We start from the raw sequence: 26,247 nt of genomic DNA on the forward strand, positions 1-26,247 counted from the left end.
ATGAACTCAATTACAAAAAAGTTTCTCATTGCCGGAACACTTTTCGTTCTGGCTCAGGCCGTTTTTTCTCAGGAAACAAAAGGCTTTCAAATTAAAAGCGTTGATTTTGACATTGACGGACGTACTCAAAAGTCTGCAATCCAGCGCAATATTACAGAAATCAATTACGACAAGGTTTTCAAAAGCCAGGAAGATGCAGATGCCTACCTTAAGGATATTGAACAGGAACTTGAAAACACCCGTCTTTTTGCTTCTGTAGATTACAGCTACACAGTTGACGAAGAAGGTAAAATTTCTGCAACTTATAAACTTAAGGATTCCATGTCCCTTATTGTTTTTCCAAAGCCAAGTCTTGACTCAAACTCAGGTTTTGAAGCAAAAATCAAGCTTAAGGACAATAACTTTTTAGGCCTTATGGAAGGTTTAAGCATTGATTTTAACCTTCAGCTTGGTGATGAAGATGATCCGGAAGATTATTCTAAAGTTTACGGCGGCTTTAACTTTGATTACGACTACCCTTTTACTATAGGTAATACAGAAGAAACCTGGTCAAACGACTTCAGCTTCTCATGGCAGATTGGAGAAGACAAACCAGAGTTCTCTTATGACACAGGAATTACTGTAGCCGTGCCATTTGGAAACTATCATAATAAGCTTGAGTTTAATTTTACCCAGTCGGTTATCAGGGATGCTTCTTATCTTGAATTTGGTGACGAATTCTACTTTAAGGAAAAGGCTTCTGTTTCTGTACCAATGGTTTTAGGCTATATCGGTAACACCACCCAGGTAAAATACACTCCTAAGCTCAGCTGCACCCACTACTGGGACCTTAACGGCATTGATAATGAAAATACAGATTTAAGTAAAACTCCTGTAATTGAACTTTCCCAGACTTTTGAACTTTCACGCATTAACTGGACAAAACAATACAACTTCCGTGACGGTTACTCAATTTCTACAACCCAGGGAATCGGATGGGACTACAGCGGTGATATTATCAGCGAAAAAGTAATGCCTTCAGTTAAGGGGGAACTTCAGTTCTTTAAGAGCCTTAACTTTGTTGCCCTTGCAGTTGACGTAAACTTCTTTGCAGGACTTAATAGTACTACAAAAGTTGGTTCATACATCCGTGGTGCCGCAGACAATCAGACTTTCAGCAGTAAAATCGGAGAAATTGACGCCAATAATTATGCTCTTGAAACACCGGCTGCCATTGTATTTAACTTTGACATGCCTGTTCATATTATTACAACCCACTGGCTTGACTGGAGTTATGCTTTATTCGGTTCTTACGAAACAAAACCTGCAGCTGTACGTGCAATTGCATCAGTTCCTCATTTCCTTATGAAATACCTGGACTTTGAAATGCAGTGGTCACCTTTTGTTGATGTAGGTCTTATTAAAAACAGGGGAACAAAAACTACCTTCTCCCTTAACGAAGGTATTTATACCGGTGGTCTTGAAGTTCTTATTTACCCTGCAAGATGGAAGAGCTTTGTTATCAGGGCCAGTGTTGGTATTGATATTTCCAAAAAGATTCTTGACGGAAAGAGGGACTTTGACAGTTCATGGAGAAAAGGCGGTTCCCTTGAATACTTTATCGGTTTAGGCCGCCATTTCTAATAATTCAATTAATCAACATTCATATTTACACGGCGGGCTGCCATTTTGCGCCAGAAATTGTCACCAAGACAGCCTGCTAAAAGTGTAAAGAGTCTGGAAGAAAAGTTAATCCTTCCCTGGGCTGCACTTATATCTGCAAAAGAATACAAAGTTTCCCAGATACAGTTTTTACTTCCCCACACAACAATATCTTCATACCTTGCACTTTTTATAAGCAGGTCCTCAAAAGTTGTATAGTTATAGTCAATTATTCTGTCTTTAAGGGTTTCTTCTATTTTAGTTACAATTGTAATGCTTCCCAGTGCTGAACATTCAAGAGCCTTTTCCTTTTCTCCCTTAGCAAGATAATAGCGGGAAAGTTTTGACAAAGCCTTTATTGAATCATAATCCCTGTTTCTGTAAAGCAGGAAAAACTTTTCTACGGCTTCAGGACTGTCATTTTTTACAAAGGCGGTAAAGGCATCCATAAAGTGCCTGTCTGTATAGCTTTTATTGTCTTTAAGAACAGAAAGAAGGTATTTTTCGTAGTCATCTTCTGAGTCAAGATCATGGGCAAGGTCAGCTAAAGCGTAAAGAATCTCGTATTTCTGGGCAGGCACAATAAGATTATCTGAATATTCATAAGCAAGATTCATATAACGGAGGGAAAGATCAAATTCACCTTCCAGCTGATAAACCCTGGCTATAATATAATCTGCTTCCGGACAGTGGGAAAAATACTCTTCCTTTTCCATAAGGACAGAAAAACTTCCGTTAAAGTAATCTTCTCCCCTTTCTTCCAGCTGTCTGTCTATTACAGCAGCCGCATCATTAAGGCCAAGTTCCTTCATTGCAGCCAGAACTTCAAGAAGGTTGTCTCCGGCTTTACGGATTTTTTTCTTTTTCTGTGTATTCTGAAGAAGGTAAAGTTCCCAGTCAGCGTTCTGCTTTTGAGAAGCTTTTGCAAGTTCTGCATTTTCTATTGCAGCTGAATACTCTCCGCTGTCCAGGTTCTGTCTTGCCCTGATAATGTAACGCCAGGCTTCTTCGCCCTTTTCTACATGTCTTACTACAACCTGAGAAAATAATGGTAAAAATACAAGGGATGTTAAAAATACTGCTGCAATAAAAAATTTCTTCATTCTATAAAGACTCCAGTTCCTGCCTGAATACATTATCGGCATCTTTTGAGTCTATCGTTCGTATTATTTTGCCTTTCTTAAAGATAATGCACTTGTCTCCACCACCTGCAATTCCTAAATCAGCATGTTTGCCTTCTCCAGGACCGTTTACAACACAGCCCATTACGGCAATAGTTACGTCCTTTTTCATGGATAAAAGTTCTGCCTGCCAACGTTCAACAAAGGAATGTACGTCAAAACCAATACGTCCGCATCTCGGACAGCTTACAAGAGTAACTCCACCCTTTCTAAAACCGCATTCATGGAGGATTTCCCTGCCTGTAATTACTTCATTTTCCGGTGTAGAAGAAAGGCTTACCCTTATTGTAGAACCGATTCCTTCCTTTAAGAGGGCCGAAAATGCCAGTGTGGACTTTACAATGCCTGTAATAAGGGGACCGGCTTCCGTTACGCCAATATGTAAAGGGGTATCACTTATTTTAGCAAAAGCTTCATTTGCTTCTATAGTCTCTTCTACAGAAGAAGCCTTCATGCTTACAACATAATTGTTAAAATTAAGTTTTTCAAAAGCTTCACATTCCCTTAAGGCGGTCTGAGCTAAAGCTTCACTTCTGGATAAGGTTCCTGCTTCTACCTGAACTTCCAGATCCTTAGGGAGGCTTCCGGAATTAACGCCAATTCTTATGGCAACATTCTTTTCCTTACAGCCTTCTACGACTGCCTTTACCCTGTCAAAAGAGCCGATATTACCCGGATTAATGCGGATTGCAGCTACAGGGCCTTCAAGACAGGCAAGAGCCAGTTTATAATCAAAATGAATGTCTGCAACAAGAGGTACATCTGTTTTAGACTGAATCAGGCAGAGGGATCTGGCACTTTCCATATCCGGAACTGCAAACCTGATGATGTCACAGCCCAGGGATTTTAATGTATTAATCTGCTTAAGGATTGATTCAAGTTTTTCGGGCTTATCACATACATCAGTAATACCATCCTTCCACATAGTCTGAATGGTTACAGGATTATCTCCTCCAATAAGAATCTGACGGATGGAATTAAAGCCGCCAAGCTTTACTATACGGGGAGTTTTATAAATACTCATAAAAATGCCGCCTTAAAAAACAAAATATGATTCTTAAAGAATACCTCTTTTTTACGTTTAAGTCATCTGCCGGTATAAGTTGCATTATGCCAGTTTACGCTGATTTAAGCCGCATGATTCCAGCCTCTTCCTGCTGACTTTTCCCGCTTACTTCCAGAGCCACCTTCGACTGGCTTGATTCAATAAAAATAAAAAAGCCTGCATCCTTATAAAGAACACAGGCTCTTAAAAACTAAAATGGAGTTTTTACAACTTAAGCAATCATTCCGAATACCATTGCGAACAAAGCAACAGTTTCACAAAGACCTACTACCATGATGTAGTTTGTAAAACCTTTTCCTGTTTCACCAAGAGCATCAGAACCTGCAGCACCGGCTTTTCCCTGTGCAATAGCAGACATACACATTGCAAGACCAGCTGCAAAACCAAGACCAAGAAGGAAGAACTGACCAGCTTTATCAGCTACAGCAGCTGCTGCCTTCATTGAATTCATAAGAAGGAATCCGTAAATAGTCTGTGTAAGAGGAGCACCAGCAAATACAACCAGAAGGAATGGTGCCTGCTTATTGTTAAGATAACAGCGCTTCCATGCTCCAATTGCACCCTGTCCGGCAATTCCAATACCAATTGCGCTACCCATAGCAGCAATACCCATAACTACACCGGCTCCAATCATTCCCCAGTTCATACTTTTCTCCTTTATACGCTTTAAGCGTCTTTTTTACTATATTTTATTTAAGCAGTGACCAACGGTCACCCAAACTACTGTTTTTCACTGAATGGACTGTATTTAGTTCCACTCCATGCCATACCAAGGTGCTGTGAGAACTCAAGAGTGTTCAGACGTACACCGTGAACTATTACTGAAAGCAGGTTCAGTATAAGGTTAAGTCCGTGTCCAAATACTAAAAGTATTACGCCGAATACTATCATTGTAAACTTACCCAGCATAGGACCGGCCATTGTGTTGATTGTACCGCTGATTGCAGCACCTGCAAGAGCTACTGCCCAGAGGCGGATGTAAGAAACTGTATCACTGAATACGTTTACTACACCAAGTACAACACTAATAATGTTCTTGCAGCTTTCCAGTATAGAAGCCTTGATACTTCCCTCATAATTAGAGAATACAAAGCTTAAGGCAAAGCCAAGAAGTAAAACGCCTATAGCAAGATATGGAAGCGGAAGTCCCATAACGTAAATAGTTGATTCATTTACGCCAAGAGAGAATCTGTCCGGATCACCTACCATAGCCATTACTACATAGAACATACCCCAGAGTTCAATAAGTGAACCAAAATCTCCGATTGCCTTTAAGGACTTTCTGTTACGCAGGGTACACATAATGTGTGCAACGCTTAACTGAAGTACCGCCAGTACAAAACAGAATATCTTCTGGTTCAGGTTTGCATAATCTTCTGCAACTGTAGAATCAAAGCCCAGACCATTAACCATAGCATATTTAGCTTTGGAGAAAGGCATAAAGGACATGTCTATCAGCTCCTTAGGAAGCTTTGCTGCATCAATACCAAACCATGAACATGTCATTACACCCCAGACCATAGTACACAGTCCAAGAAGAATTACAAACATGTTTATAGGTGCAAAGAACTTACCCTTGCCTAAACCTTTGAATGCAAGACCTATTCCTAAAAGTGCAATAAGGGCACCATAAGCTGCATCACCAAAAATCATGGCAAAGAAAATACAGAAGAACATAAGGAACCAGCCGGAAATATCAAATTCATGATAACCCGGAGTTACGTCAAGGAAGTCTGTCAGCGGATAAATAAGGCTGACTACCCTGTTGTTCTTAAGTTTTGTAGGAACCATATCTTCGTCAGAAGGATCATCACTGGCATAAGCCCAGCCGTTTTCTGCACAGACAGACTTAAACTTACTCATGGAATCTACAGGTACATAACCTGTAAGCCAGGCAAGACGTACTGTCTGAGTTTCTGATTCTTCTTCATGAGGCATACCGCTTCTGACATTTTCAAATTCAATATCAGAAAGAAGAGCCTTCTTATATGCAGCAAGTGATGCCGCATATTTTTTTGCAATGTAAAGTTCCCTGTTTATCTTGTCAATTTCCTGCTGAGCCTTGCGGATATCATCTGCAATAGTTTCAGTAGAAGCCCTTGGAAGAGGCACTGCATATGCTTCCGGTGGAAGTCCTGCCGGTCTTTCTTCTATTTCTGTATCAGAAATTACAAGGAATCTTGCAACCTTTAATACAGTATTTACAAGAATGGTCTTAACTTCTTCGCCGATTTCTGCATATTTTTCTGCAGGAGCTTCATACATATAGGCATAAAGGGATTTTCCTGCAAGGAATTTTAATTCCTCAGGGTCTACAATACCCCAGCTCTCAAGACGGGAAAGTTCCTGTGTATCCTGATTAATGGAATCGTAAAGGGACTTTTTTCTGTCATTAAGGGCAAGGATTTCCTTAGCCTTATCACAAGCTTCTTCCTTAGAAAGCTGAACCTGAGCAATTTTCTGCTTTTTGTCAGCCTTTATTTCGTCAAGAATACCGATTGCTTTATCTGTTTCCTGAGAAGATTCCTTAAAAGCCTGAAGTACAGGTCCTTCACCTTCTACATGTTCAAGATGAAGGACACCAGCCTTTCTTAAAGCCTTAAGGGATTCTTTTCTTGTTGAATCCAGAACCACAAGGGAAACTTTTTTCATTTTAACGATCATTTTTTAGCCCCCTTCTTTGTGCTGGATTTTTTAGCAGCCTTAACAGGAGTAACTTCTTCCTGTGAAGAATCTGCAACTGCACCCTGAAGCTTTTTCTTGGAAATCTTCGACCTTACAACGGCAGCAACCTGTTCATCACCTAAGAAAATACCAATCTTCTTGATATTTGCCTTGGTTTCAGGAATCTTTACCTTTTCAAAAAGGTTTACACGCTGGGTTGTAGTACGAAGCTCCTGAGAAAGCAGACGGACCTGCTCATCGAGCACTTCTGCCTGCAAGTCAAGCTCCAGAGCCTTTTCCATGCGGTCTGCAGCCATATCAATCCACAAAGGAGTTGTATAAAGGTCATAATCACCACGACCAAAATCTGCTCCTTCATAGACCGGAATCTTAACGCCGGCAATATTGCCAAAGCCTTTTTTGATATTCCTTACGGTAACCATATCAGGCTTAAAAGCGTCTTTTTCACCGAAAACTGAAATCCACTTTTCAAAATCCTCTTCCAGAGCCTTTTTCTGACTGCGGACGGATTTTGCTTTTTCTTCTATAGTGCGGATTTCTGACTGCAGCTGCTGTTTTTTAAGCGTAAGCGTAGGAAGATAGCGCTGGTACATTTTAAGCGCGTCTTTCTGTGCCTTCTGCTCATTTTTAGTCAGCTTTAATTTTGCCATTCAGTTTCCTCATCTACAGTTAGTTTTTAGGCCAGAATGTATCAATAAGTTCTGTCTTCAAACCAGTTTCCTGCTTGTCAAAACACTGGGCCAGGATTTTCCATCCATTATCCAGGGCTTCTTCAAGAGGAACGTTTACGGAAAGATCCATCATCTGAGCTTCAAACATTTCACCGTATTTAAGAAGCTTGTCATCCCATGCAGACATATTGAAACCCATTGATTTCTTTTCAAGGGTATCCTTGTACTGAGCATAAAGACGAATCATGGCATCCATAAGGGCACGGTGATCTTTACGGGTCTTAGAGTTTACCTGCTGCTTAAGACGTGAAAGTGAACCAAACGGTTCAATACGTCCGCCTTTAAGGTAATACTGACCTTCTGTAATATATCCTGTGTTATCAGGAACCGGATGAGTTACGTCATCACCAGGCATTGTTGTTACTGCAAGAACTGTAATGGAACCCTGATCAGCAAAGTCAACAGCCTTTTCATAACGTGAAGCAAGCTGTGAGTAAAGATCTCCAGGGTAACCACGGTTAGAAGGAACCTGTTCCTGAGTAATGGCAATTTCCTTCATTGAGTCTGCAAAGTTTGTCATATCAGTAAGAAGTACAAGTACGTCTTTTCCCTGAAGGGCAAACTGTTCAGCAACTGCAAGAGAAAGATCAGGAATCTTAATACATTCTACAGTCGGGTCAGCAGATGTATGAACGAACATAACTGTTTTAGAAAGGGCACCACCCTCTTCAAGAGTATTCTTAAAGTAAAGGTAGTCGTCATATTTAAGACCCATTCCTCCAAGAACGATTACATCAGCCTGAGCCTGCATGGCAATACGTGCAAGAAGCTGGTTATAAGGTTCTCCTGAGATAGAGAAAATAGGAATCTTCTGAGAAACAACCAGTGTATTGAATACGTCAATCATCGGAATGTTTGTACGCATCATACGGTTAGGATTAATACGTTTTGCAGGGTTAACCGAAGGTCCTCCAATAGGAACAAGGTTTTCTGCAAGAGAAGGACCGTGATCACGAGGTTCAGCAGATCCGTTAAAAATGCGTCCAAGAAGATTATCGCTGAATGAAACACGCATGTCGTGTCCAAGGAAGCGAATCTGGTCATTGGTTGCAACACCACGTCCACCGGCAAATACCTGAAGTGAAACCAGGTCACCGTCAATTTTGTTTACTTCGGCAAGAGACTTACCAAAACGGGTAGAGATTTCAGCAAGTTCGTTAAGCTTTACGCCTTTGGCACGAACAGTGATAACGCTACCGTTAATGCTTTCAATTTTGCTGTATACTTTATTCATTACTCACCGTCCTTAAGAAGAGCTTTTGCTTCTTCTCCCAATTCAGTGCCATGATCCTTGAGGGTTTTATCAAGATTCTTTTCTGCAGCCTTAAATTCTGCGCTCTGGAAAACCTTATAGTTCATATCAATAAAGTTCTGGCGGAGCTGGTTAAAGAATGTACGGGCTTCGTCTTTTTCTGTAATTGCAAAAGTAGAACCAAGAATCTCAATTACCTTTCTGAATACATACTTCTGGCGTTCAATAGAAGAAGCACCTTCAGTTTCATCAAAAGAGTCCTGCTGCATGTAAACTGCATCAAGGAATTCACTCTTAAGATATGTAATAAAGTCATCAAGACTTGTACCTTCTTCACCAACAACCTTCATCATGCTGTTTACTTCTGCACCACGGCGGTAAAGGCTGCGGGCATATTCAACAAGGTCAGCTTTGATTACTGAGTGATACTTTGACCATGAATCCAGAGGGTCAATTGAAGGATAGCGGCGGGCATCAGAACGCTCACGGCTAAGTCCGTGGAAGGCACCTACAACCTTAAGGGTAGCCTGAGTTACAGGTTCTTCAAAGTTACCACCGGCAGGAGATACTGTACCACCAATTGTTACGGAACCTGTTTCTCCGTCACGAAGCTTTACGATACCTGCGCGTTCGTAGAAAGAAGCGATTGTAGATTCAAGGTAAGCAGGGAATGCTTCTTCTCCAGGAATCTCTTCAAGACGACCAGACATTTCACGCATAGCCTGAGCCCAGCGGGAAGTAGAGTCAGCAAGAAGAAGTACATGAAGGCCCATCTGGCGGTAATATTCAGCAAGTGTAACACCTGTATAGCAGGAAGCTTCACGGGAAGCAACCGGCATTGAAGATGTGTTACAGATGATGATTGTACGTTCCATAAGGGAGCGGCCTGTACGAGGGTCTTTAAGTTCAGGGAATTCTGTAAGTGTTTCTACAACTTCACCTGCACGTTCTCCACAGGCTGCAATAATTACGATATCAACGTCAGCATTTCTTGATGTTGTATGCTGAAGAACTGTCTTACCTGCACCGAATGGTCCAGGAATACAATAGGTACCACCCTTTGCAACAGGGAAGAAAGTATCGATAAGACGAACTTTAGTAACCATTGGTTCTTTTGGCATAAGACGTTCTGCATAACAGTTAACGGCACGCTTTACAGGCCATTTGAATGACATGCAGATATCATGACTCTTACCCTTTTCATCTACAAGAGTAGCAATAGTATCATGAATCTTATAGCTGCCAGCTTTAGCAAGCTTTTTAATTGTATAAGTACCAAGGAATCCGTATGGAACCTGAATCTTATGAGTAAAAGGTCCTTCAGGAACAGTACCTACAGCATCTCCTGCACAAACCTTTGCACCTTCTTTAGCAGTTGGTGTAAATTCCCATTTCTTTTCTGCATCAAGAGCCGGAAGATAAACACCACGTTCAAGGAAGTATCCTGAATGCTCTGCAAGGAGAGGAAGAGGATTCTGCAAACCGTCATATACCTGTCCAAGAAGACCAGGACCTACTTCTACGCTAAGAAGGTCTCCTGTAAATTCAACGGTACAGTCTGTAGAAATACCGTTGGTCATTTCATAAATCTGCATCTGTGCTGTATTTCCACGGATACGGATAACTTCACCCTTAAGGCTTTTTCCGTCAACTTTAACGTAGCCTACTTCGTTGAGAGATACCCTTCCGTCGAATTCAACAGAAACCATGTTTCCGTTAACAGCAACTACTTTGCCTTTTGTATCTGTCATTTCTTTTCTCCAAGAATCTCGTCATAGATTTTGTGGTAAGAAGCCAAACCTTCATCCCGATTAAACTTCTTCATCCGTTCTGCAAGCATAAGCTTAAGTCCGTAACAGAAAACTGCATCTGCTGAAAAAATATCAAGAGGTGCAATCTTGTCCAGGAGAGCCATACGGTACTGATTCAAAAACTGTTCAGCACTAAGGGGACTGTCCATTCCTGTTGCGGTACGTGCAGCCTGAATAACTTCACCGTCGCTGGTAAGCGGCAGATCTTTGGCTTCTTTTTTCATTTTCAGGGCACGAAGCTGGGCAAGAGCAAGACGAAGGTTTCTTTCCTTGGTGTACCAGGCATCAAGAAAAGCCGAACCCGTTGCTTTCAGTTCAAGGGGTGGTTCAAGGGAAAGGCCTTCTGCAATACGGCTGCTTTCGGCAGACATAAAGCGGCTGCACAAATCCTTGTAGTACTCCGTTGTAAGAGGCAGTTTTGCTGAACTGTCTTCATTTACAGAGAACGATGGAAGCTGGGCAACAAGGTAATAGAGATGTTCCACTATTTCTTTTCCTTTGCCGAAGTTTTCTTTGCGGCAGCTGTCTTTTTTGCAGCAGGTTTAGCAGCTGCTTTATTTGCTGCAGGTTTAGCAGCAGTCTTTTTAGCTGCAGGAGCTTTTTTAGCAGGAGCAGCAGCCTTTACTTCAGAAGCAGCCTTTACTTCTACAGGAGAAGTTTCACTGCTAACTGCACTTGCTGCATTCTTCATAAGCTCTGTTGTTTTAGGATTCAGGTAAGCACTAAAGAGCCCTGCAACTTCATCTGCACTAAAGTCGTAGAAGGCACTTCCGTTTTTACTGCCGATTCTGAATCCGGAAGAAAGACTTGAATCACCTTTTATTTCAAGTCCTTTAGAAATCTGTGATTTAAGGGCTGTTCTAAGACCTTTTTCAAGAGCCTTAAGTTCCTTTGCAGGAAGAAGAACAGAAAGTTCGTTAGTATCAGGATTAGCTGCCCAGGCTTTTACTGTCTCAGGAATAAGTTTCTTGAGAAGATCCTTGTCATAAACTTTCTCCGTTTCTGCAGTGACCAATGCAGAAAGTTCTCTGTTAATGCCATCCCTGAAAGAGATAATCAGATTGCGGCCTGCCTGAGTAATTGCATCTTCACTGGCCTTTTCCATCCGCTCTGTTTCAGATTTTGCTGCTTTAATTATGCCGTCAGCTTTTGCTTCCGCTTCCTTTACAATGGAAGCAGCTTTTTTTTCTGCTTCTTCAATGATTTTCTGAGCAGAAGATTCAGCACTGGCAACACCGTCTTTTTTGATCTTGTCGATCAATTCTTGTAACTGAACGTCCATCTTAACCTCTTTTGTAGTGATTTTATAATGAATTATTACAGAAAAACCTTCCGTATTAATAATTATACATTTTCAGCAAAGTCAAACCTGTATACAGAAAGCTCATGATATGGCTTTTCTGGTGTAACTATACAATCCGGGAAGTCACTGTGATTAGGTGCATCCGGATATCCTTCTGTTTCAATACAGAGGGCATCATGGTTATGATAAAGCCTTCCGAATTTACCAGTAGTTCCTTCAAGGAAGTTAGCCGTATAAATCTGAGCTGCCGGCAGACTTGTAGAAACAGTCATGGAAATGCCGGTTTCTTCACTTTTAAGGACAGCTATCTGATGGATTTTTCCATCACCCCAGCCGTCTACCAGGAAGGCATGATCATAGCCCCTGCCGGTATTTTTAATATCCTGACCGATTCTCTTAAATGACCTGAAGTCAAAGTCCTTGTCTTCATCCAGGCTGATGATTTTTCCTGTAGGAACAACAGTGTCATTAACTTCAAGATAAGCAGAAGAATCAAGTTTAAGGAGATGATTTTCTACAGTTCCGTTTCCGTTAAGATTAAAATAGGAATGATTTGTAAGATTTACAGGTGTCGGCTTGTCTGTCTTTAAAAAGTATTCAAAGGTAAGCTCATTGTTGTCATTAAGGGTATAAATTACCTTAACCTGAGCATTACCAGGAAAGCCCTGTTCTCCATCCGGGGAGAATCTTGTAAATTCAATACCGATTCCATGTTCAGTCTTGATTTTAGAAGCCTTCCATACTTTCTTTTCAAAGCGGTCAAAACCACCATGAAGACAGTTAATTCCGCTGTCATTTTTATCCAGTTCATATTTTTTACCGTTGATGGTAAAGGAACCGCCGCCTATTCTGTTTGCAAAACGACCAACTGCAGTACCAAAACATGCAGTATCATTTACAAAACCGGCAAGAGTGGAATGACCTAAAACAACGTCTTTTTTTGATCCGTCTTTTGAAGGGACAATAATACTTGTGATTGTACATCCAAAGTCTGTTGCAGAAAAACTCATTTTTCCATTTGAAACAGTATAGATGTGAACCTTTTTTCCGTCGGATAATGTTCCGAATCTAGATTTTTTGAACTTACTATTTACCATAGTAAAAATTATAAGTCCGCTTTTTTCAAATTTCAAGTATATAGAGATACTAATAAATGGAGTTTTATTCTCAAAGACTGATAAAATTCTGATTTTTACAGTTCCAGCTCAAGGACAAGGCGTACTTCCTGAAGACTGCGGCCAAGTTCTTTGGCGATTGCTTCCGGCTGATAGCCCTTCTGTTTGTATTCCATTACCTGAGTTGCAAAATCCTTTACTGGATAAATCTGTTCTTTGGCATAAGTAATCTGAGGAATATTTTCTTTTGTTTCTTTGGAATCAGCAGTTTCTTCTTCCTGAATTGTAAAAAGCTCTTCCTGTCTTGCACTTTTTTTATAGCGGGAAGTTACGGAAGACTTATTTTCTGAACGGGATTTTCTTGATGCTGTAGAAAGATTGTTTTCAAAAGCCTTAATATCTTCTGTCTTTTTAAGACCGGCCTTAAGCTCTTCTATTTTTCTTTCTGTTTCTGCAGCCACAGATTTAACCTGACGGATTTTTTCTTCAAGAAGGTCCAGGTTACGGCTGGCATTACTGTTAATATCCTTAAGCATATTGTTAAGGTGAGTCTGAGTACGTGTCAGGATTTCATCTGTAGAAAATATTTTTCTGAATCTGTGTAAAAAAACAAGCCATAAAATTATGTTGATGCAAATAACTAAAAATAAAACAGTTGCTGCTGCAGTCATTATTATTTACCCCGTTATATCTATGAGCCGGCCCCTTCTTGGATCTGTAAGATGTATTGTCCTGTCAGGTTCCTTTTCTTCTTCTCCGGCATCCTTCTTTTTTTTCTCAGAAGCTTCTTCCTGGCCCTGAGAAGAATTTTTTCCGTCACTTTTTACCTTAGAGCCTTCACCATTTTTTTTGTTAACCTGGTTAACGTTCTCAGATTTCTGAAGTTCCTGCTGCTGAGAACGCTCAAGCCTTGCAAAATTTGCAACGGAAGCTGAATGTTCCTGTCCGGAAGACATACGGGCAACATTATCCATCTGAGAATACATGGTTGAAAGATCAATCGGTTGTATAGCCACTAGGACCCTCCACTTCCTGAGTTACCTGAGTAGCGTCAAATTTGCCCCTGCGGACAAATCCGTCTTCAAAATAGAATGAACAGGCCTTTACATCAGACTTAACTTCATCCTTTTCATCCCTTACAAATATTTTTGTACCGGCATAAACAGTACCGCTGGCATTTACTTTTCCTACAACTCTGAGTTCCCTTAAGCGTTCCTGAATCTCTGTAATTTCCTTGGACATGTCATTACTCTGTTCAGTAATTTCTTCCTTCTGCTTGCGGAGATTAACAAGACTTTCTTCTTTTTCCCTTGGCAGGGAACGCCTGATTTCCTTTTGATTTTCAAGAGTTGCAATATTAAGGTCTACGTCTTCCAGCTGTTTCATAAGGTTGGACTGCATTTCCATCAGTTCCATAAGACGCTGTTTCTTTTCCGGGTCAAAGCCAACTTCAAGAACAGTTTCAGTACCGCCACCAGGAGAACCAATATTTTTTGCAGAGATTTCTTCTGTTGCAAAAAGATGACCACCAATAATCTGGGCACGCTTACCACGAACAAGAATCTTTTTCATGGCAGAAACTTCGCTGTTCATAATGTTATCATTTACGACGATATAGTCTCCGGCCTTTACTTTTGCATTCTGAATAAATCTTGCCCATACTGACTTAGGAGTAGTTACAGTTCCTTCATCACGACCCATAATACCCTGAGAAATTACAATATCGCCTTCTGCTTCAAGATGGCAGTTTCCTACAGAGCCGTATACTTCAATATTTCCGTCTGCCTTAATGTCAAAGCCGTCTTCTACATTACCACGGCAGATAACAGTACCCATAAAGGTAATATTTCCGGTTTTAAGGTTAACACCCTGAACTTCGTATACTTCTTCTACAGTAATCTTACCGTTAACCAGCATTACCTGACCGTTCTTTTCTGCAACAACAGTTCTTCCGTCAGAATCAAGCTTAACGTTAAGTCCAAGAGGAATAGGCATATCCTTTCCGTTTTTAGCTTCAAGATAACGTCCGAATACAGTCTTACCACCCTTACCCCTTTGAGGAAGCATTTTCTGAGCAAGAGGCTGTCCTGCAACAACGTTCTGAATAAGGTTAAGTTCCTTAAAGTTAACCTGTCCTGTTTCGGATTCCTTAAGTTTAAGTTTTGAACGGTCTGTTTCAAAGTTGTAGGCAATGTAAGCATCCCTTCCGTCTACAGGCTGAACTGCAGCTGCAACTTCATAAGGCATGTTATATACAGGGTTATCAATAAATTCCTTAATTTTATCATCTTCAATTCCGGCCACAACACCCTGAGTTGCTACAGACCTGCGGATCTGATCTTCAGTAATTTCGGCACCACCGGCAGCAGGAGGAGAAACTGTAATAGTAACCTGCATTTCATCCTTGCTTACGTCTACAGACATAATTGCGTCACCGGCAGCAACGTGTTCGTATACACCAACCTCTTTATATTCACCATTGGTTCCACCCTCACAGGCCTCTTTAACTGCATTTTCATCTACAGAAATAGTGTCTGCCCTCTTAAGGGAAGAAATAACTTCTTTTGCAGCAACCTTTTTACCGTTGCCCACAGGATTAACAACCTTAAGGAAGAGTCCCGCATCAAAACGATGGATATAATAATATCCGTCCTTATCAACAACTTTAATTTCTTCAGTAAGCTGGTCATCAGCAAACATCTGCTCTTCTGACTGCTTTTTCTTAAGGTCAGTTACATCAGGATTTTCATAAACACTTATTTTCCAGGGCTTTTTGGCAAGACCAATAATTCCGGCAAAACCCTTTTCTATTACTTCATATTCAAGATTAGAAACCGAAGTTTCAAGCTGAACTGCAGCATCAGCAAGACATTCATCAAGAGTATCTGCCATTACTTCTACAGTATGAATCTCACGGTCTTTTGCGAGGCGTTTTTCCATGTCAAGCCGGAGCCTGTCCAGATTAACCATACTTTTTCCTTAAAAGATTCCCTTCCTCATGCTTGTAAGTTTTGCCCTGAGCCTGAGGTTAGCTTTTGTATGAAGCTGACTTATGCGGCTTTCACTTACATCAAGAACCTGACCTATTTCCTTAAAGGTAAGGTCTTCATGATAGTAAAGAACTATAACCATTTTTTCATTTTCAGGAAGTTCATTAATTGCCTGAATAATAATTTTGCGGACTTCTTCCCTTTCTACGATAACATCAGGATTAAGGCTTGAAGGTGATTCAATACTGTCTGCTAAAGACATATGCTCACTGTCATCACCTGAATACCATACATCGTTAAGGGAAAGGACACTGGTACCGCTTACTTTCATTACGGCATCCTGGTATTCCTTTTCTGTAACACCCATAGCCTTGGCAATTTCTGAATCCGAAGCAGTTCTTCCAAGACGGGCTTCAAGTTCAACAATAGTATCTTCGATTTCTCTTGACTTCTGTCTGACTGATCTAGGAACCCAGTCCAATTCACGAAGTTCATCAAAAATAGCACCCCTGATACGGGTAACTGCATATGTTTTAAATTTTACATTCTTATCAGGATCAAATTTATTAATAGCATCAAGAAGACCAAACTGACCAAAACCTACAAGGTCATCAAACTCAACGCTGTCAGGCATGCCGGTGGAAACCTTGCCGGCTACATACTTAACAAGAGGCATATACTGCCTGATAATCTTGTCACGGATTGCCGGAGCTTTAGTCTTTTTATACTCTTTCCAAAGTTCGTCTTCTGTCTGTTCTTCAAAAATTGAAGTTTCCATTCTCCACACCCTTTAAGTACAATTTTATTCCCTTTTTAACAGAGTCCTGATTGCTTTTGCCATCGTTTCTGTATCGTGATCCTTTGCTTTTTCTCCATCAACTACTGAAACTTTTTCATCTTCAGTACTTTCCCCAAGAGAAGCAAAATCACTGCTTTCTATCAGCCCTTCATCTCCAGAAGAATCATCATCTGCAGAACCAAGGTCAGGAAGATCATCTATCTCCTTCATCTGAGCAGCCCTTTCTGTATTAACCTTTTGCACAGGTGCAGAAGGGGCACTTTGGGCAGTTTTAGCAGCTGCAGGCTTTTGTCCCGGTGTTACAGGAACAAAATCAGAAGGCGGAGGGTTTTGGTTTTGAACAGGAGCTGCTTCATTCTGCAAAGTCCCTGCACTTTCTGCATTCTGTACAGAAACAGTCTCAACAGCTGCTTCATTAACTGTATTTACCGGTCTGCTTTCTGCTGCTGCAGAAACAGAAGGAGCTACAGTATCCCTCTCTCCTAAAGTCCTGCTGTTGTGGTCCACATTAAAGTGAGGACTGTCACCGTCATCAGTAAGATTTTCATCATTAATGACAATGTCAACAACGTTACCGCTGGATCTTCTTGAAACACCTTCCTCTCCTCCTGACGAATAATCATCACCTGTACTCAGGAAGCGGTCATTCAAAAAAGAAATAATGCCTCCAAGAAGTGCAAAGAGAAGAAAAAAAAGTATTGCTCTAAAAAGGGAAGAACCGAAATTACCTGTAGAAATAATACTGACCAGAAAAGAAAGCACAAGGGCACCTGTTGCCGGAACAAGTACATTTTTAGGCTTAAACATTCAATAAATCCCCTTCCCTCTAAGATTAAGACAAAAAGTCGAGACCGTCAAGTTAAAATAAAAAATACTAGTGAAATAAGAAGAAAAGTATAAAATAAGGCAGGTGAGAAAAAAGAAAGGTATCCGGATAAAAAAAACTGCCGGTTTTAAAAGGAATATTTACCACCGGCAGTATTAAAAATCATTTATTTTTCTTTCCGCCAAGGAACTTTTTAAGGAAGTTAGAAACACCGGCGTCAGAAGCAACTTCTGTCTTTTCTATTCTTCCTACAATGTGTTTAAGGCAGACAGCAGGTTTTGAAGTAGGATTTACAATCATAAAAGGTTTCTGTCTGATAACGGAAGCCTGCACAACTGAATCTTCATAAACAAAGCCTATATATTCAACTTTATAATTAAGGAACTGACCTACAATATTAATAATTCTGTCAGAAATACGTTTTCCTTCTTCTGCTGAATGAACACGGTTTACAAGAAGCTTAAGGTTAATATCCCTGTCAGCAAGTTCAGTAGTAATGATTTTAATAATTCCATAGGCATCTGTAATAGCTGTTGGCTCAGGAGTAGTTACTACATAAACTTCATCAGCTGCGGCAACAAACTGAAGTACGTTATTGGCAATACCCGCACCTGTATCAATAATGATTATATCTGCATTGGAAAGGGAAGCAAATTCCGTAGCAAAATTATCAAGCTCATCTTTACTAAGATTTGCAATCTTAGAAAAACCATTGGCTCCTGCAATAAACTTAATTCCGAATTCAGTATCCAGAATTATTTCATTCATTTTTTTCTGTCCGTTAAGAACCTGCATAAGGTTATACTGAGGAACAATACTAAGCAGAACGTTTACATTAGCCATGCCAAGGTCGCCGTCAATAAGAATAACCTTTTTTCCAAGCTGGGCGTAAGCAATAGCCATGTTTACGGAAAGATTTGTTTTTCCTACGCCACCCTTACCGCTTGTAATTGCTATGATTCTTGTTTTATGTTCTTTATTGTCACCATCATTACCAAAAATAGCACGAAGTTCTTTTGCCTGCTCTTCCATTTATAACTCCTGAAAATCTACGGGTCTATATTAATGTATCGGAATTTTTTCTTCCAAACTTTTCTTCAATCTTTGAAATAAATTCATCATCTAATGAAAATCCTGCCAAAGTCCTTAAAAATCTTGCAGGAGAAGTACGTTCAATAGTACCGAATACATCCTGACCGTAAGTTACATAAGAAACAGACTTTCTCTTATCAGCAAGAACACTTAATATTCCGCCAAAGGAAGAAGTTTCATCACACTTTGTAATAATTACACTTTTATAATTAAGAACTTCATAGTTCCTTAATATCTCTTCCAGATCCCTGGCCTTTGTTCCGGCAGTAAAAGTAAGGAAAACCTGACTTCCAATATCACTGCCTTTTAAAATTGCTGCCATATTGGCAATATTCTTAACATCCTTAGGACTGTAACCTGCAGTATCAATAAAAATATAATCTGCCGAATCTTTATTGGACTTAATGAACCTTGCAAGTTCATCAGGGTCTTCTGCTTTTTCTACTGTAAGATTCATAACCGAAGCCCAGTGTTCCATCTGCTCCTTGGCGCCAACACGGGTAATATCAGTTGTAATTATCCTGATTTCTGGAACAGGGTGCTGCCTTGCTTCTTCTTTTTTAGCCTGAAGTTTAATTGCTGCTACAAGTTTTGCAATAGTTGTAGTTTTTCCTACTCCTGTAGGTCCGCAGAGAACAACAACTTTTGGAGGCTTTACATAATAATCACTTCCAATATTAATATCTTCTCCAATCCAGTAAACAACCTGCCGGCAGACTGCATCTTCATCACTAAGTTCTTCTACCGTAAAAGTCTTTTTGATTCTTTCTACAATGTCACTTATGTATTTTTTTGTAAAATCATTATCAGAAAGAAGTTCCTTTATATGAGTTATGGTCTGATGTTCCGGAGCATTCTCTGTATTGACGGTCATATTGGAAAAACCTTCTCCAATAAGCTTTGTAATCTGATCCAGCTTCTGAGCTATATTTGCATTCTGGGCAAGGGCTGTAAATGTTCCGTCAGGTATATTAGAAAAAGCCCCGGGTTTTGGTATTGAAGAATTCTGCTTCTGGTTATGATAATCAATTAAAGCTGCAGCCTGAGATATTCTTCCACTGTGAACGGAAGTCTCTACTGCGGCCTTTGAAAAATCCTGAAAACCACTGGTTACCTGGTAAGAAAGCCTTACACCTTCTTTTTGTCCAAAGCCCAGTATACCTTTTTTTAATATTATTCTGTTCCAGCCGCACTGAACCCAGTTAGAGCCGTATTTATCAGTTAATTTGCTCTTGCATTCTTCAAGATTTTTTCCTTCTACATGATAAACTTTTGAGGACATGTCATTCATACAATTTCTCCAAGAACTTCAACTTTTACATTTGGCCCTGCAGCAACTATTTCGTTTACGGACAGTACTATAAGCCCAGGCATCTCCCTTGATGTAGCAGACTTGACTAATGCCCTGACCTGGGAAGGACATATTATTACAGGAAGATAATTTCGTTCCCTTACCTGAGAAACCTGAGAACTTACGGCGGCAATAAAATTACGGCCTTCAACAGGATCAAAGGCAACTACAGGTTCCTGACCTTCACTCTGTCCCCTCTTTGCATAGATTTTTTCTGCAAGTTCCTGAGAAAGCTGCAGAACATGAAGGGTTGAGTTTTCATCTACATACTGCATACAAATCTGAGAACCAAGGGCTTCACGTACTTTTTCTGTAAGAACCCACGGATCCTTTGTATACTTTCCAAAGTCAGAAAGAGTTTCCAGAATCTTAACCATATTGCGTATGCTGACAAGTTCCTTAAGAAGATTCTTAAGAACGGCTTCGATTTCTCCATAAGTGAATGGATTGCTTCCGCCCATAACTTCATCAACAACTGCAGGAGATGTTTTCTTAACTTCGTCAATAATATCCTTAACACCCTGACGGGAAAGAATATCTTTTGCATTCCGCCTGATAATTTCAGTAAGGTGGGTTGCAATTATTGTAGGAGGATCAATTACAGCATAGCCGGCCTTTTCTGCCTCCAGCCTCTTGCTTTCCGGAAGCCAGATTGCCTTCATGCCGAATGCCGGGTCCACTGTAGGTTCACCCTTGATTTCATTACCAGGAGCAACTGAACCTGAATCAAGACACATGTAATAACCCAGCTTAAGCTTGCTGCCTCCAACCGGAACATCTTCGATTTTAAAGCAGTATTCTTCAGGAGCCAGGGACATCTGGTCAACAATATGAATAGGAGGAACAACAAGGCCAAGATCTATTGCCTGTTCACGCCTGATTTTAGTAACCCTTTCAAGAAGTTCCGCACCCTTGTCGGCATCAACTAAAGGAATAAGGGCATAACCAATTTCAAGAGACAGGGCATCAGGTAAAACTGCAGGAGATATTTCTCCCCTGGAAGCAGCTTTCTTTGCAGAACCCTTTTCTTCTGCAGCAGCCTCAGCTTTTTCCTTAATGACTTTTGCTGCATTAACCTGATTAAGACGGTATCCAAAAAATATAAGAAGTCCGCCGGCAGGAATAAGATAGGCTGATGATGCATTATGAAAGAAGAGTCCCATAAGGATAAGGACCAGACCTGTAATCATGTAAATTGAACCATCAGAAGCCAGCTGCTTTTTAAGCTGGGCATCAATTCCGATCTCTGAAGAACTTTTTGTAATTAAAAGACCGGTTGCATAAGAAAGCATAAGTGACGGAAACTGAGACATAAGGCCGTCACCAATAGTAAGCTTTGCATAGCTGTTAAGGGCATCACTTATATTAAGTTTTCCCATAACCATACCGGTAATAATTCCGCCGATAATATTTATGACAGTTACAAAAATACCAAACTTAACGTTACCGCTTACAAATTTGGAAGAACCGTCCATGGCAGAGTAAAAGTCAATTTCCTGCTGAAGTCCTGATATTTTTGCCTGAGCTTCTTCTTCAGAAATGGCACCGCTGTTCTGCTGCTGCTGAATGGCAAACATTTTTGTGTTCATGGCATCCAGAGTGAACCTTGCAGTAACTTCTGAAACACGGTCAGCACCCTTTGTAATAACAAGCATCTGTACGACAATAAGGATAATGAATACAACTGCTCCAATAAGAACACTGTCCCCTGCTACAATATTGGCAAAAGTCTGAACCATTTCGCTCTGACCTGGAAAACGAAGGTTACTTCCACTGCCGGTAACAGGATTACGAAGAATATTAACTGTTGAAGAAATATTAATGGACAGACCAAAAAGAGTAAAAATAAGAACTATCTGTGGGAAAGCAGAAAAATCAGCCGCCCGTTTTGTATTAACAACTTTTAAAAGAATAAGTATAGCAAAAGCAACATTGAGAACCATTGCAATGTCAATGAAAGTTTTTCCAAGAGGAAGAAACATAAAGAGCATAAAAAGTACTACAAGTACTGCAACTCCGTTCCCGCCTATAAAAGAAAATGCACTTTTACTACTAGAAGCCTGAAGTTCCGGCATCATCCCCACCCGTTTTTGTTTTTAAGAAAGTTCCCCTTACTTTCACAGCAATAATAATAACCCCTTTTCCTGATTTTGTGAACTATATAATAGAAGTTCTTCCATAAATAATAATCAGTAAAGACTTATTTTAACCCTTATTTTTTTTACCCCTTATTTTTTGACATGTATCCTATCTGAGCATAAACCGTTGCTATAGCCTTAAGATAATCTACCGGAATAACATCTCCAACCTGTGTATCATTATAAAGACCACGGGCAAGACTCCTGTTTTCTACAGTAGGTACGTCATTTTCCCTGGCAATACGCTTAATTGTCTGGGCAGTCATATCTTCTCCCTTGGCAGTAACCTGAGGAGCATCAGCAACTTCTTTTTTCCATTCAAGGGCTACGGCATAGTGTTCAGGGTTTGTAATTACAACATCTGATTCACTTACAGCCTTTCTTATATTCTGGGTAAGCATTTCCCTCTGACTGCGTTCAAGACGGGCTTTGGTTTCAGGGTCACCTTCAAGAGACTTAAACTCTTCCTTTACCTGCTGTTTGCTCATCTTGTGCTGTTCCATAAATTCCCTGCGCTGAACAATGTAATCTGCCACACCAATAATAACCATAAGGACTGCGGACACAACAAGAAGCTTGGCAGTCATAAGGCCTACCTGCTTCTGGGCAAGATCAATTCCCCCTGTATGAAGAAAATTAAGGGTATCTTCCATGTCAGACCTTATAAAAAAGAAGGCGATTACACTTATAATCACAACTTTAAGGATGGACTTAAAAATATTAAAAACTCCCTGAAGGGAAAAAATAGTTTTCTTTAAATAGCGGCCTACATGAGGAATGATATTGGAGAATTTAGGCTGAATCTTTGAAGGAGTAAAAAGCCAGCCCTTGTTTTGAACTATATTTGCAATAACTCCTGCTGTAATACCCACCAGTCCAAAAGGAAGAACCATCTTAAGAAAGGTAAATAAGAAAATATAATAAAACTTTGAATCATCAACACGGCGGCTGTTTATGTTATTAAAAAAATAAACCAGAACCTGTTCAAACTGAGTTTCCATCCAGGGTGCAAGAACAATGAGTAAAAGAATGGCAAAAAGCCATACTATGGCAGAGGAAAGTTCAGCACTTTTGGCAATCTCGCCTTTTTTTCTAGCTTCCTGAAGGCTGTGTTCCGACGGTTTTTCTGTACGGCCTTCATCTTCTGCAGCAAACCACTGAAGGTCTATCTGACTCATGAAGAAGCTCCCGTAAGAAGTTTAAGAAGTTTTTCCAGCTCCCTCATTCCGTGGTAAAAACTGTCTGTAAAAAAATCACAGAGATAAGGAAGTAAAATTGCAATTATAAAGAATGATGTCAGCATCATTATAGGGAATCCTTCAGAAAGGAGGTTCATCTGAGGGGCAGCTTTAGAAAGAATACCCATAGTAACATTAATTAAAAAAAGTGTTCCCATCACAGGCAGGGCTATTACCAGGGAATCCTTAAAAAGCAGAGTCAGGGATGAAGCCATAAAATGAGCAAGATTCTGTGTATGGGCTGCTATATCCATGGCATTAACGCTTTCAAAACTGGCCATAAGACCACCGGTTACCAGCTTCATAAACCAGCGGTTCTGTAAAAAGACCAGCATGGCTACCATATTAAGAAACTGTCCCATAAGGGGATTTTCTACCTGACTTAATGAATCAAAGACTTCACTGGCAGAAAAGCCCATCTGAAAGGCAAAAAACTGACCGGCAGTACTAAATGAAGCAAAAATAATCTGAATGTAAAAGCCCATTATAATTCCGATTAAAGCCTCCCCCGCAAGAAGGAGTACATAAATCAGATTAAAATGTCCGTCTTTAGAAATAAAGGCACCGTAGTCTGCAAAATTTCCTGTATCAAGGGAAAGGGAGGGAGTAATGAATGCAGCCATAAAAAGTACAAGAGCTGCCTTGGCAACTCCGGGAATTGACCTGGAAGAAAAAAGAGGCAGAGTTACTAAAATGGCAAAGCACCTGGCAAATACAAGAAAGTAAAGGGGTGCAGCATTCAAAAGTCCTGAAGGCATGGCATAACCCTAAAGCTTATCTGGCCAGCTTTGGAATCATATTAAAAATACTGATGGTATAAGTTCTCAAAGAAGAAAACATCCAGCCACCTAAAAGAGAAAGAACCAGAAGAATCACCAGCAGCTTAGGCAGAAATGTAAGGGTCTGCTCCTGAATAGAAGTAGTTGCCTGAAAAATTGCAATAATAAGACCTATAATAAGGGCAGCTCCAAGAACAGGAGCACACATAATAAAAACCTGCCATATTCCCCTTTGAAGAAGACCTGTTAAAGTATTAAGGCTCATTTACTACCTCCTATTGAACAACACTGACAAAAAGCTGATTGGTAAGAAGCCCCCATCCGTCTACAAGTACAAAAAGCATAAGTTTAAAAGGCATGGAAATCTGTACTGGAGGGAGCATCATCATACCCATACTCATAAGGATACTGGCAACAACCATATCAATTACAATAAATGGGATATAAAGAAGAACACCTATTTTAAAAGCCACTGTAAGTTCATGAAGAATATAGGCCGGAATAAGAACATGAGTCGGTACATCAGAAAGATTCTTTGCCCTTGGATAGCGTCCCATATTCATAAAGGTATGGATATAGGAATCATCACCTGCCATCTGACGGTACATAAAAAGCCTTACAGGCTGCTGGGCTTTATCTATACTTTCACTAAGGGTGATTTCGTTATTTGAAAGAGGTTTGTAGGCGTTTGTATAAACATCCTTTAATGTGGGCCACATACAGAAAAAAGTCATGAATATTGCTATTCCGTTAAGTACTGCTGTAGGAGGAACCTGCTGAAGGGAAAGAGCCCTTTTTATAAAATCCAGCACAATACTGAACCTTAAAAAACAGGTTGTAAGGATAAGTATGCTTGGAGCTAAAGTCAGTAAAGTAAGGATAAGAAGAAGCTGCACACTAAAGGCTATCTGTTTACCTGACTGAGGTGCTGTAGCAGAAATTGAAATATTTGGAATTTCAACAGAAGAAGGTTCTGCTGTCATATTTGTTCTGCCGGCTGTAGAACCCTGAGGAAAATTAGAAGAAGTCTGTGCAGGTAAAGTAAAAAGACATGCCGTAAAAAGTACGAGCAGGAGTATTAACTTCTTCATGACTCCTCCTCAGTATTCAGTCTTTTATTTTTAAGCTGGTCTAAAAGCTCTTCAGTTGAACCGTCAAAGGCTGATTCAGAAGATGCTGATGATTTTTTAGGAGGCATAAAAATATCAAGTATTTCGCCAAAAGTACGAGGCTTTGACTGTCTTGTATTTTTATCATTATAAAGATTCATTGCATTGATAAGTTCCTTGTCTTCAATCTTATCAATAAGGGAAACTCCGTTTTCGGAAACACCTACCATATAGGCCTTATCAATTAAAGTAACAATCTGAACTGATTTACCGATTCCCAGAGAAACAGATGCGACATTCCTTAAAAAAGGATCATCTGAGGACAAATTTGGTGAAGTTCTTTTTTTTATAAAACGGAAGAATAAATAAAGGGCTGCAACTACAAAAGCCAGAACAAGAATCATTTTTATAAAGGCCCATACACCGATTCCTGTATCGGATGCAGACTGATCAAGAAGAGGATCTGAAGCGTTTAAAGCCGGATCTTCTGTCTGTGAATTTTCAACTGAAGACAATTCTGAACTTTCAGAAACCGAAGTATTTTCAGAAAGAGAAGCTTCTGTCTGTGCAAAAAGACTGGCTGTTGCAAAGAAAAGCGCAAATACAGCCAGACATAAAGCTTTTTTTGAGTTTATCGTAATTCCCCTCCCACCAGATAAACCTAAAAACTAAATCTGAGAAGTAACGTGTTCAATAGCAGGAAGAATCTCTGTTACACGAACACCGAAGTTTTCATCAATGACTACAACTTCTCCCTTTGCAATAGGTTTATGGTTTACAAGAATATCAACCGGTTCACCGGCAAGTTTATCAAGTTCTATAATTGTTCCTTCACCCATACCCAGGATGTTCTTGATGGTTCTTTCCGTACGACCAAGTTCTACGGTCATTTCCATCTTTACATCCATAATCAGGCCGATGTTACCCTGTTCACTGGCAGTCATTGGCTGCATAAGATTAGGGAACTGAAGGGACTGTACATTTGGTGGTGTCTGCATCATAGGCTGCTGCATACCCATCATTGGCTGCTGCATTCCCATCATAGGCTGCTGCATACCCATCATTGGCTGCTGCATTCCCATCATAGGCTGCTGCATACCCATCATTAGCTGCTGCATTCCGGCACCTGTCATCATGCCC

Annotated in this window: 24 protein-coding genes and 1 pseudogene; 1 reads left to right on the forward strand and 24 read right to left on the reverse strand. The window is 40.2% G+C overall.

Features of this window, described 5'->3' with window-relative positions:
- Window positions 1–1,623, forward strand: coding sequence for a BamA/TamA family outer membrane protein (locus K6D58_RS00935; protein ID WP_296826613.1), 1,623 nt, complete (start codon window positions 1–3; stop codon window positions 1,621–1,623).
- An 8-nt stretch (window positions 1,624–1,631) separates the two neighbouring features.
- On the opposite strand, the gene K6D58_RS00940 is transcribed toward K6D58_RS00935, so the two are convergent.
- From K6D58_RS00940 to fliN, 24 genes and pseudogenes are all read right to left on the reverse strand, one after another.
- Window positions 1,632–2,744 (reverse strand): tetratricopeptide repeat protein, encoded by a 1,113-nt coding sequence (locus K6D58_RS00940; protein WP_296826615.1) that lies wholly within the window; start codon window positions 2,742–2,744, stop codon window positions 1,632–1,634.
- Window position 2,745: 1 nt separating this feature from the next.
- The gene (ispG, locus tag K6D58_RS00945; protein WP_296826617.1) at window positions 2,746–3,846 is read right to left on the reverse strand and encodes a flavodoxin-dependent (E)-4-hydroxy-3-methylbut-2-enyl-diphosphate synthase; all 1,101 of its coding nucleotides are present in this window, start codon (window positions 3,844–3,846) and stop codon (window positions 2,746–2,748) included.
- A gap of 253 nt (window positions 3,847–4,099) precedes the next feature.
- On the reverse strand, window positions 4,100–4,534 hold the full coding sequence (locus tag K6D58_RS00950) for a V-type ATP synthase subunit K (protein WP_296826619.1): 435 nt from the start codon (window positions 4,532–4,534) through the stop codon (window positions 4,100–4,102).
- A 74-nt stretch (window positions 4,535–4,608) separates the two neighbouring features.
- Window positions 4,609–6,552, reverse strand: a complete 1,944-nt coding sequence (locus K6D58_RS00955) for a V-type ATP synthase subunit I (protein WP_296826620.1) — start codon at window positions 6,550–6,552, stop codon at window positions 4,609–4,611.
- Window positions 6,549–7,223: a V-type ATP synthase subunit D gene (locus tag K6D58_RS00960; RefSeq protein WP_296826622.1), complete on the reverse strand. Its 675-nt coding sequence runs from the start codon at window positions 7,221–7,223 to the stop codon at window positions 6,549–6,551. Before K6D58_RS00960 ends, K6D58_RS00955 begins: the two co-directional genes overlap by 4 nt.
- A gap of 19 nt (window positions 7,224–7,242) precedes the next feature.
- Window positions 7,243–8,538 carry a V-type ATP synthase subunit B gene (locus K6D58_RS00965; protein ID WP_296826624.1) on the reverse strand — a complete coding sequence of 432 codons (1,296 nt, stop codon included), beginning with the start codon at window positions 8,536–8,538 and terminating at the stop codon, window positions 7,243–7,245.
- Entirely contained in the window at window positions 8,538–10,307 is a 1,770-nt protein-coding gene (locus K6D58_RS00970) for a V-type ATP synthase subunit A (RefSeq protein ID WP_296826626.1), read from the reverse strand. Before K6D58_RS00970 ends, K6D58_RS00965 begins: the two co-directional genes overlap by 1 nt.
- Entirely contained in the window at window positions 10,304–10,852 is a 549-nt protein-coding gene (locus K6D58_RS00975; protein WP_296826628.1) for a DUF2764 family protein, read from the reverse strand. The genes K6D58_RS00970 and K6D58_RS00975 overlap by 4 nt, the downstream gene beginning before the upstream one ends.
- Window positions 10,853–11,043: 191 nt before the next feature.
- Window positions 11,044–11,649: pseudogene (locus K6D58_RS00980) on the reverse strand (V-type ATP synthase subunit E); the annotation flags it as partial.
- Between the two features lie 62 nt (window positions 11,650–11,711).
- Window positions 11,712–12,767: an aldose epimerase family protein gene (locus tag K6D58_RS00985; protein ID WP_296826630.1), complete on the reverse strand. Its 1,056-nt coding sequence runs from the start codon at window positions 12,765–12,767 to the stop codon at window positions 11,712–11,714.
- Between the two features lie 95 nt (window positions 12,768–12,862).
- The gene (locus K6D58_RS00990) at window positions 12,863–13,456 is read right to left on the reverse strand and encodes a hypothetical protein (protein ID WP_296826632.1); all 594 of its coding nucleotides are present in this window, start codon (window positions 13,454–13,456) and stop codon (window positions 12,863–12,865) included.
- A gap of 6 nt (window positions 13,457–13,462) precedes the next feature.
- The gene (locus K6D58_RS00995; protein ID WP_296826634.1) at window positions 13,463–13,801 is read right to left on the reverse strand and encodes a hypothetical protein; all 339 of its coding nucleotides are present in this window, start codon (window positions 13,799–13,801) and stop codon (window positions 13,463–13,465) included.
- On the reverse strand, window positions 13,782–15,755 hold the full coding sequence (locus tag K6D58_RS01000) for a FapA family protein (protein WP_296826636.1): 1,974 nt from the start codon (window positions 15,753–15,755) through the stop codon (window positions 13,782–13,784). Before K6D58_RS01000 ends, K6D58_RS00995 begins: the two co-directional genes overlap by 20 nt.
- Window positions 15,756–15,764: 9 nt before the next feature.
- The gene (whiG, locus tag K6D58_RS01005) at window positions 15,765–16,553 is read right to left on the reverse strand and encodes an RNA polymerase sigma factor WhiG (protein ID WP_296826637.1); all 789 of its coding nucleotides are present in this window, start codon (window positions 16,551–16,553) and stop codon (window positions 15,765–15,767) included.
- Window positions 16,554–16,577: 24 nt separating this feature from the next.
- Window positions 16,578–17,381, reverse strand: a complete 804-nt coding sequence (locus tag K6D58_RS01010; RefSeq protein WP_296826639.1) for a hypothetical protein — start codon at window positions 17,379–17,381, stop codon at window positions 16,578–16,580.
- 181 nt (window positions 17,382–17,562) lie between these two features.
- On the reverse strand, window positions 17,563–18,432 hold the full coding sequence (locus tag K6D58_RS01015) for a MinD/ParA family protein (protein WP_296826642.1): 870 nt from the start codon (window positions 18,430–18,432) through the stop codon (window positions 17,563–17,565).
- A 25-nt stretch (window positions 18,433–18,457) separates the two neighbouring features.
- A complete protein-coding gene (locus tag K6D58_RS01020) occupies window positions 18,458–19,783 on the reverse strand; it encodes a flagellar biosynthesis protein FlhF (RefSeq protein ID WP_296826644.1) in 1,326 nt (441 codons plus the stop codon).
- The gene (locus tag K6D58_RS01025) at window positions 19,780–21,918 is read right to left on the reverse strand and encodes a flagellar biosynthesis protein FlhA (RefSeq protein ID WP_296826646.1); all 2,139 of its coding nucleotides are present in this window, start codon (window positions 21,916–21,918) and stop codon (window positions 19,780–19,782) included. The genes K6D58_RS01020 and K6D58_RS01025 overlap by 4 nt, the downstream gene beginning before the upstream one ends.
- A 146-nt stretch (window positions 21,919–22,064) precedes the next feature.
- On the reverse strand, window positions 22,065–23,159 hold the full coding sequence (locus K6D58_RS01030; RefSeq protein ID WP_296826648.1) for an EscU/YscU/HrcU family type III secretion system export apparatus switch protein: 1,095 nt from the start codon (window positions 23,157–23,159) through the stop codon (window positions 22,065–22,067).
- Entirely contained in the window at window positions 23,156–23,977 is an 822-nt protein-coding gene (gene fliR / locus K6D58_RS01035) for a flagellar biosynthetic protein FliR (protein WP_296826650.1), read from the reverse strand. The genes K6D58_RS01030 and fliR overlap by 4 nt, the downstream gene beginning before the upstream one ends.
- 16 nt (window positions 23,978–23,993) lie before the next feature.
- Window positions 23,994–24,263 (reverse strand): flagellar biosynthesis protein FliQ, encoded by a 270-nt coding sequence (gene fliQ, locus K6D58_RS01040; RefSeq protein WP_296826652.1) that lies wholly within the window; start codon window positions 24,261–24,263, stop codon window positions 23,994–23,996.
- 10 nt (window positions 24,264–24,273) lie between these two features.
- Window positions 24,274–25,089: a flagellar type III secretion system pore protein FliP gene (fliP, locus tag K6D58_RS01045; protein ID WP_296826654.1), complete on the reverse strand. Its 816-nt coding sequence runs from the start codon at window positions 25,087–25,089 to the stop codon at window positions 24,274–24,276.
- Entirely contained in the window at window positions 25,086–25,622 is a 537-nt protein-coding gene (locus K6D58_RS01050) for a FliO/MopB family protein (RefSeq protein ID WP_296826655.1), read from the reverse strand. The genes fliP and K6D58_RS01050 overlap by 4 nt, the downstream gene beginning before the upstream one ends.
- 153 nt (window positions 25,623–25,775) lie before the next feature.
- A partial coding sequence (gene fliN / locus K6D58_RS01055; RefSeq protein ID WP_296826657.1) for a flagellar motor switch protein FliN occupies window positions 25,776–26,247 on the reverse strand: 472 nt, incomplete at its 5' end.

It is taken from the genome of Treponema sp., from assembly GCF_024696245.1.
In the GTDB taxonomy this organism is placed as follows: domain Bacteria; phylum Spirochaetota; class Spirochaetia; order Treponematales; family Treponemataceae; genus Treponema_D.

What these genes read in the sequence shown, in the direction of transcription:
- K6D58_RS00935 (WP_296826613.1), top strand. Translation starts at nt 1, where the DNA reads ATGAACTCAATTACAAAAAAGTTTCTCATTGCCGGAACACTTTTCGTT.
- K6D58_RS00940 (WP_296826615.1), bottom strand. Translation starts at nt 2,744, where the DNA reads ATGAAGAAATTTTTTATTGCAGCAGTATTTTTAACATCCCTTGTATTT.
- ispG (WP_296826617.1), bottom strand. Translation starts at nt 3,846, where the DNA reads ATGAGTATTTATAAAACTCCCCGTATAGTAAAGCTTGGCGGCTTTAAT.
- K6D58_RS00950 (WP_296826619.1), bottom strand. Translation starts at nt 4,534, where the DNA reads ATGAACTGGGGAATGATTGGAGCCGGTGTAGTTATGGGTATTGCTGCT.
- K6D58_RS00955 (WP_296826620.1), bottom strand. Translation starts at nt 6,552, where the DNA reads ATGATCGTTAAAATGAAAAAAGTTTCCCTTGTGGTTCTGGATTCAACA.
- K6D58_RS00960 (WP_296826622.1), bottom strand. Translation starts at nt 7,223, where the DNA reads ATGGCAAAATTAAAGCTGACTAAAAATGAGCAGAAGGCACAGAAAGAC.
- K6D58_RS00965 (WP_296826624.1), bottom strand. Translation starts at nt 8,538, where the DNA reads ATGAATAAAGTATACAGCAAAATTGAAAGCATTAACGGTAGCGTTATC.
- K6D58_RS00970 (WP_296826626.1), bottom strand. Translation starts at nt 10,307, where the DNA reads ATGACAGATACAAAAGGCAAAGTAGTTGCTGTTAACGGAAACATGGTT.
- K6D58_RS00985 (WP_296826630.1), bottom strand. Translation starts at nt 12,767, where the DNA reads ATGGTAAATAGTAAGTTCAAAAAATCTAGATTCGGAACATTATCCGAC.
- K6D58_RS00990 (WP_296826632.1), bottom strand. Translation starts at nt 13,456, where the DNA reads ATGACTGCAGCAGCAACTGTTTTATTTTTAGTTATTTGCATCAACATA.
- K6D58_RS01000 (WP_296826636.1), bottom strand. Translation starts at nt 15,755, where the DNA reads ATGGTTAATCTGGACAGGCTCCGGCTTGACATGGAAAAACGCCTCGCA.
- whiG (WP_296826637.1), bottom strand. Translation starts at nt 16,553, where the DNA reads ATGGAAACTTCAATTTTTGAAGAACAGACAGAAGACGAACTTTGGAAA.
- K6D58_RS01010 (WP_296826639.1), bottom strand. Translation starts at nt 17,381, where the DNA reads ATGTTTAAGCCTAAAAATGTACTTGTTCCGGCAACAGGTGCCCTTGTG.
- K6D58_RS01015 (WP_296826642.1), bottom strand. Translation starts at nt 18,432, where the DNA reads ATGGAAGAGCAGGCAAAAGAACTTCGTGCTATTTTTGGTAATGATGGT.
- K6D58_RS01020 (WP_296826644.1), bottom strand. Translation starts at nt 19,783, where the DNA reads ATGAATGACATGTCCTCAAAAGTTTATCATGTAGAAGGAAAAAATCTT.
- K6D58_RS01025 (WP_296826646.1), bottom strand. Translation starts at nt 21,918, where the DNA reads ATGCCGGAACTTCAGGCTTCTAGTAGTAAAAGTGCATTTTCTTTTATA.
- K6D58_RS01030 (WP_296826648.1), bottom strand. Translation starts at nt 23,159, where the DNA reads ATGAGTCAGATAGACCTTCAGTGGTTTGCTGCAGAAGATGAAGGCCGT.
- fliR (WP_296826650.1), bottom strand. Translation starts at nt 23,977, where the DNA reads ATGCCTTCAGGACTTTTGAATGCTGCACCCCTTTACTTTCTTGTATTT.
- fliQ (WP_296826652.1), bottom strand. Translation starts at nt 24,263, where the DNA reads ATGAGCCTTAATACTTTAACAGGTCTTCTTCAAAGGGGAATATGGCAG.
- fliP (WP_296826654.1), bottom strand. Translation starts at nt 25,089, where the DNA reads ATGAAGAAGTTAATACTCCTGCTCGTACTTTTTACGGCATGTCTTTTT.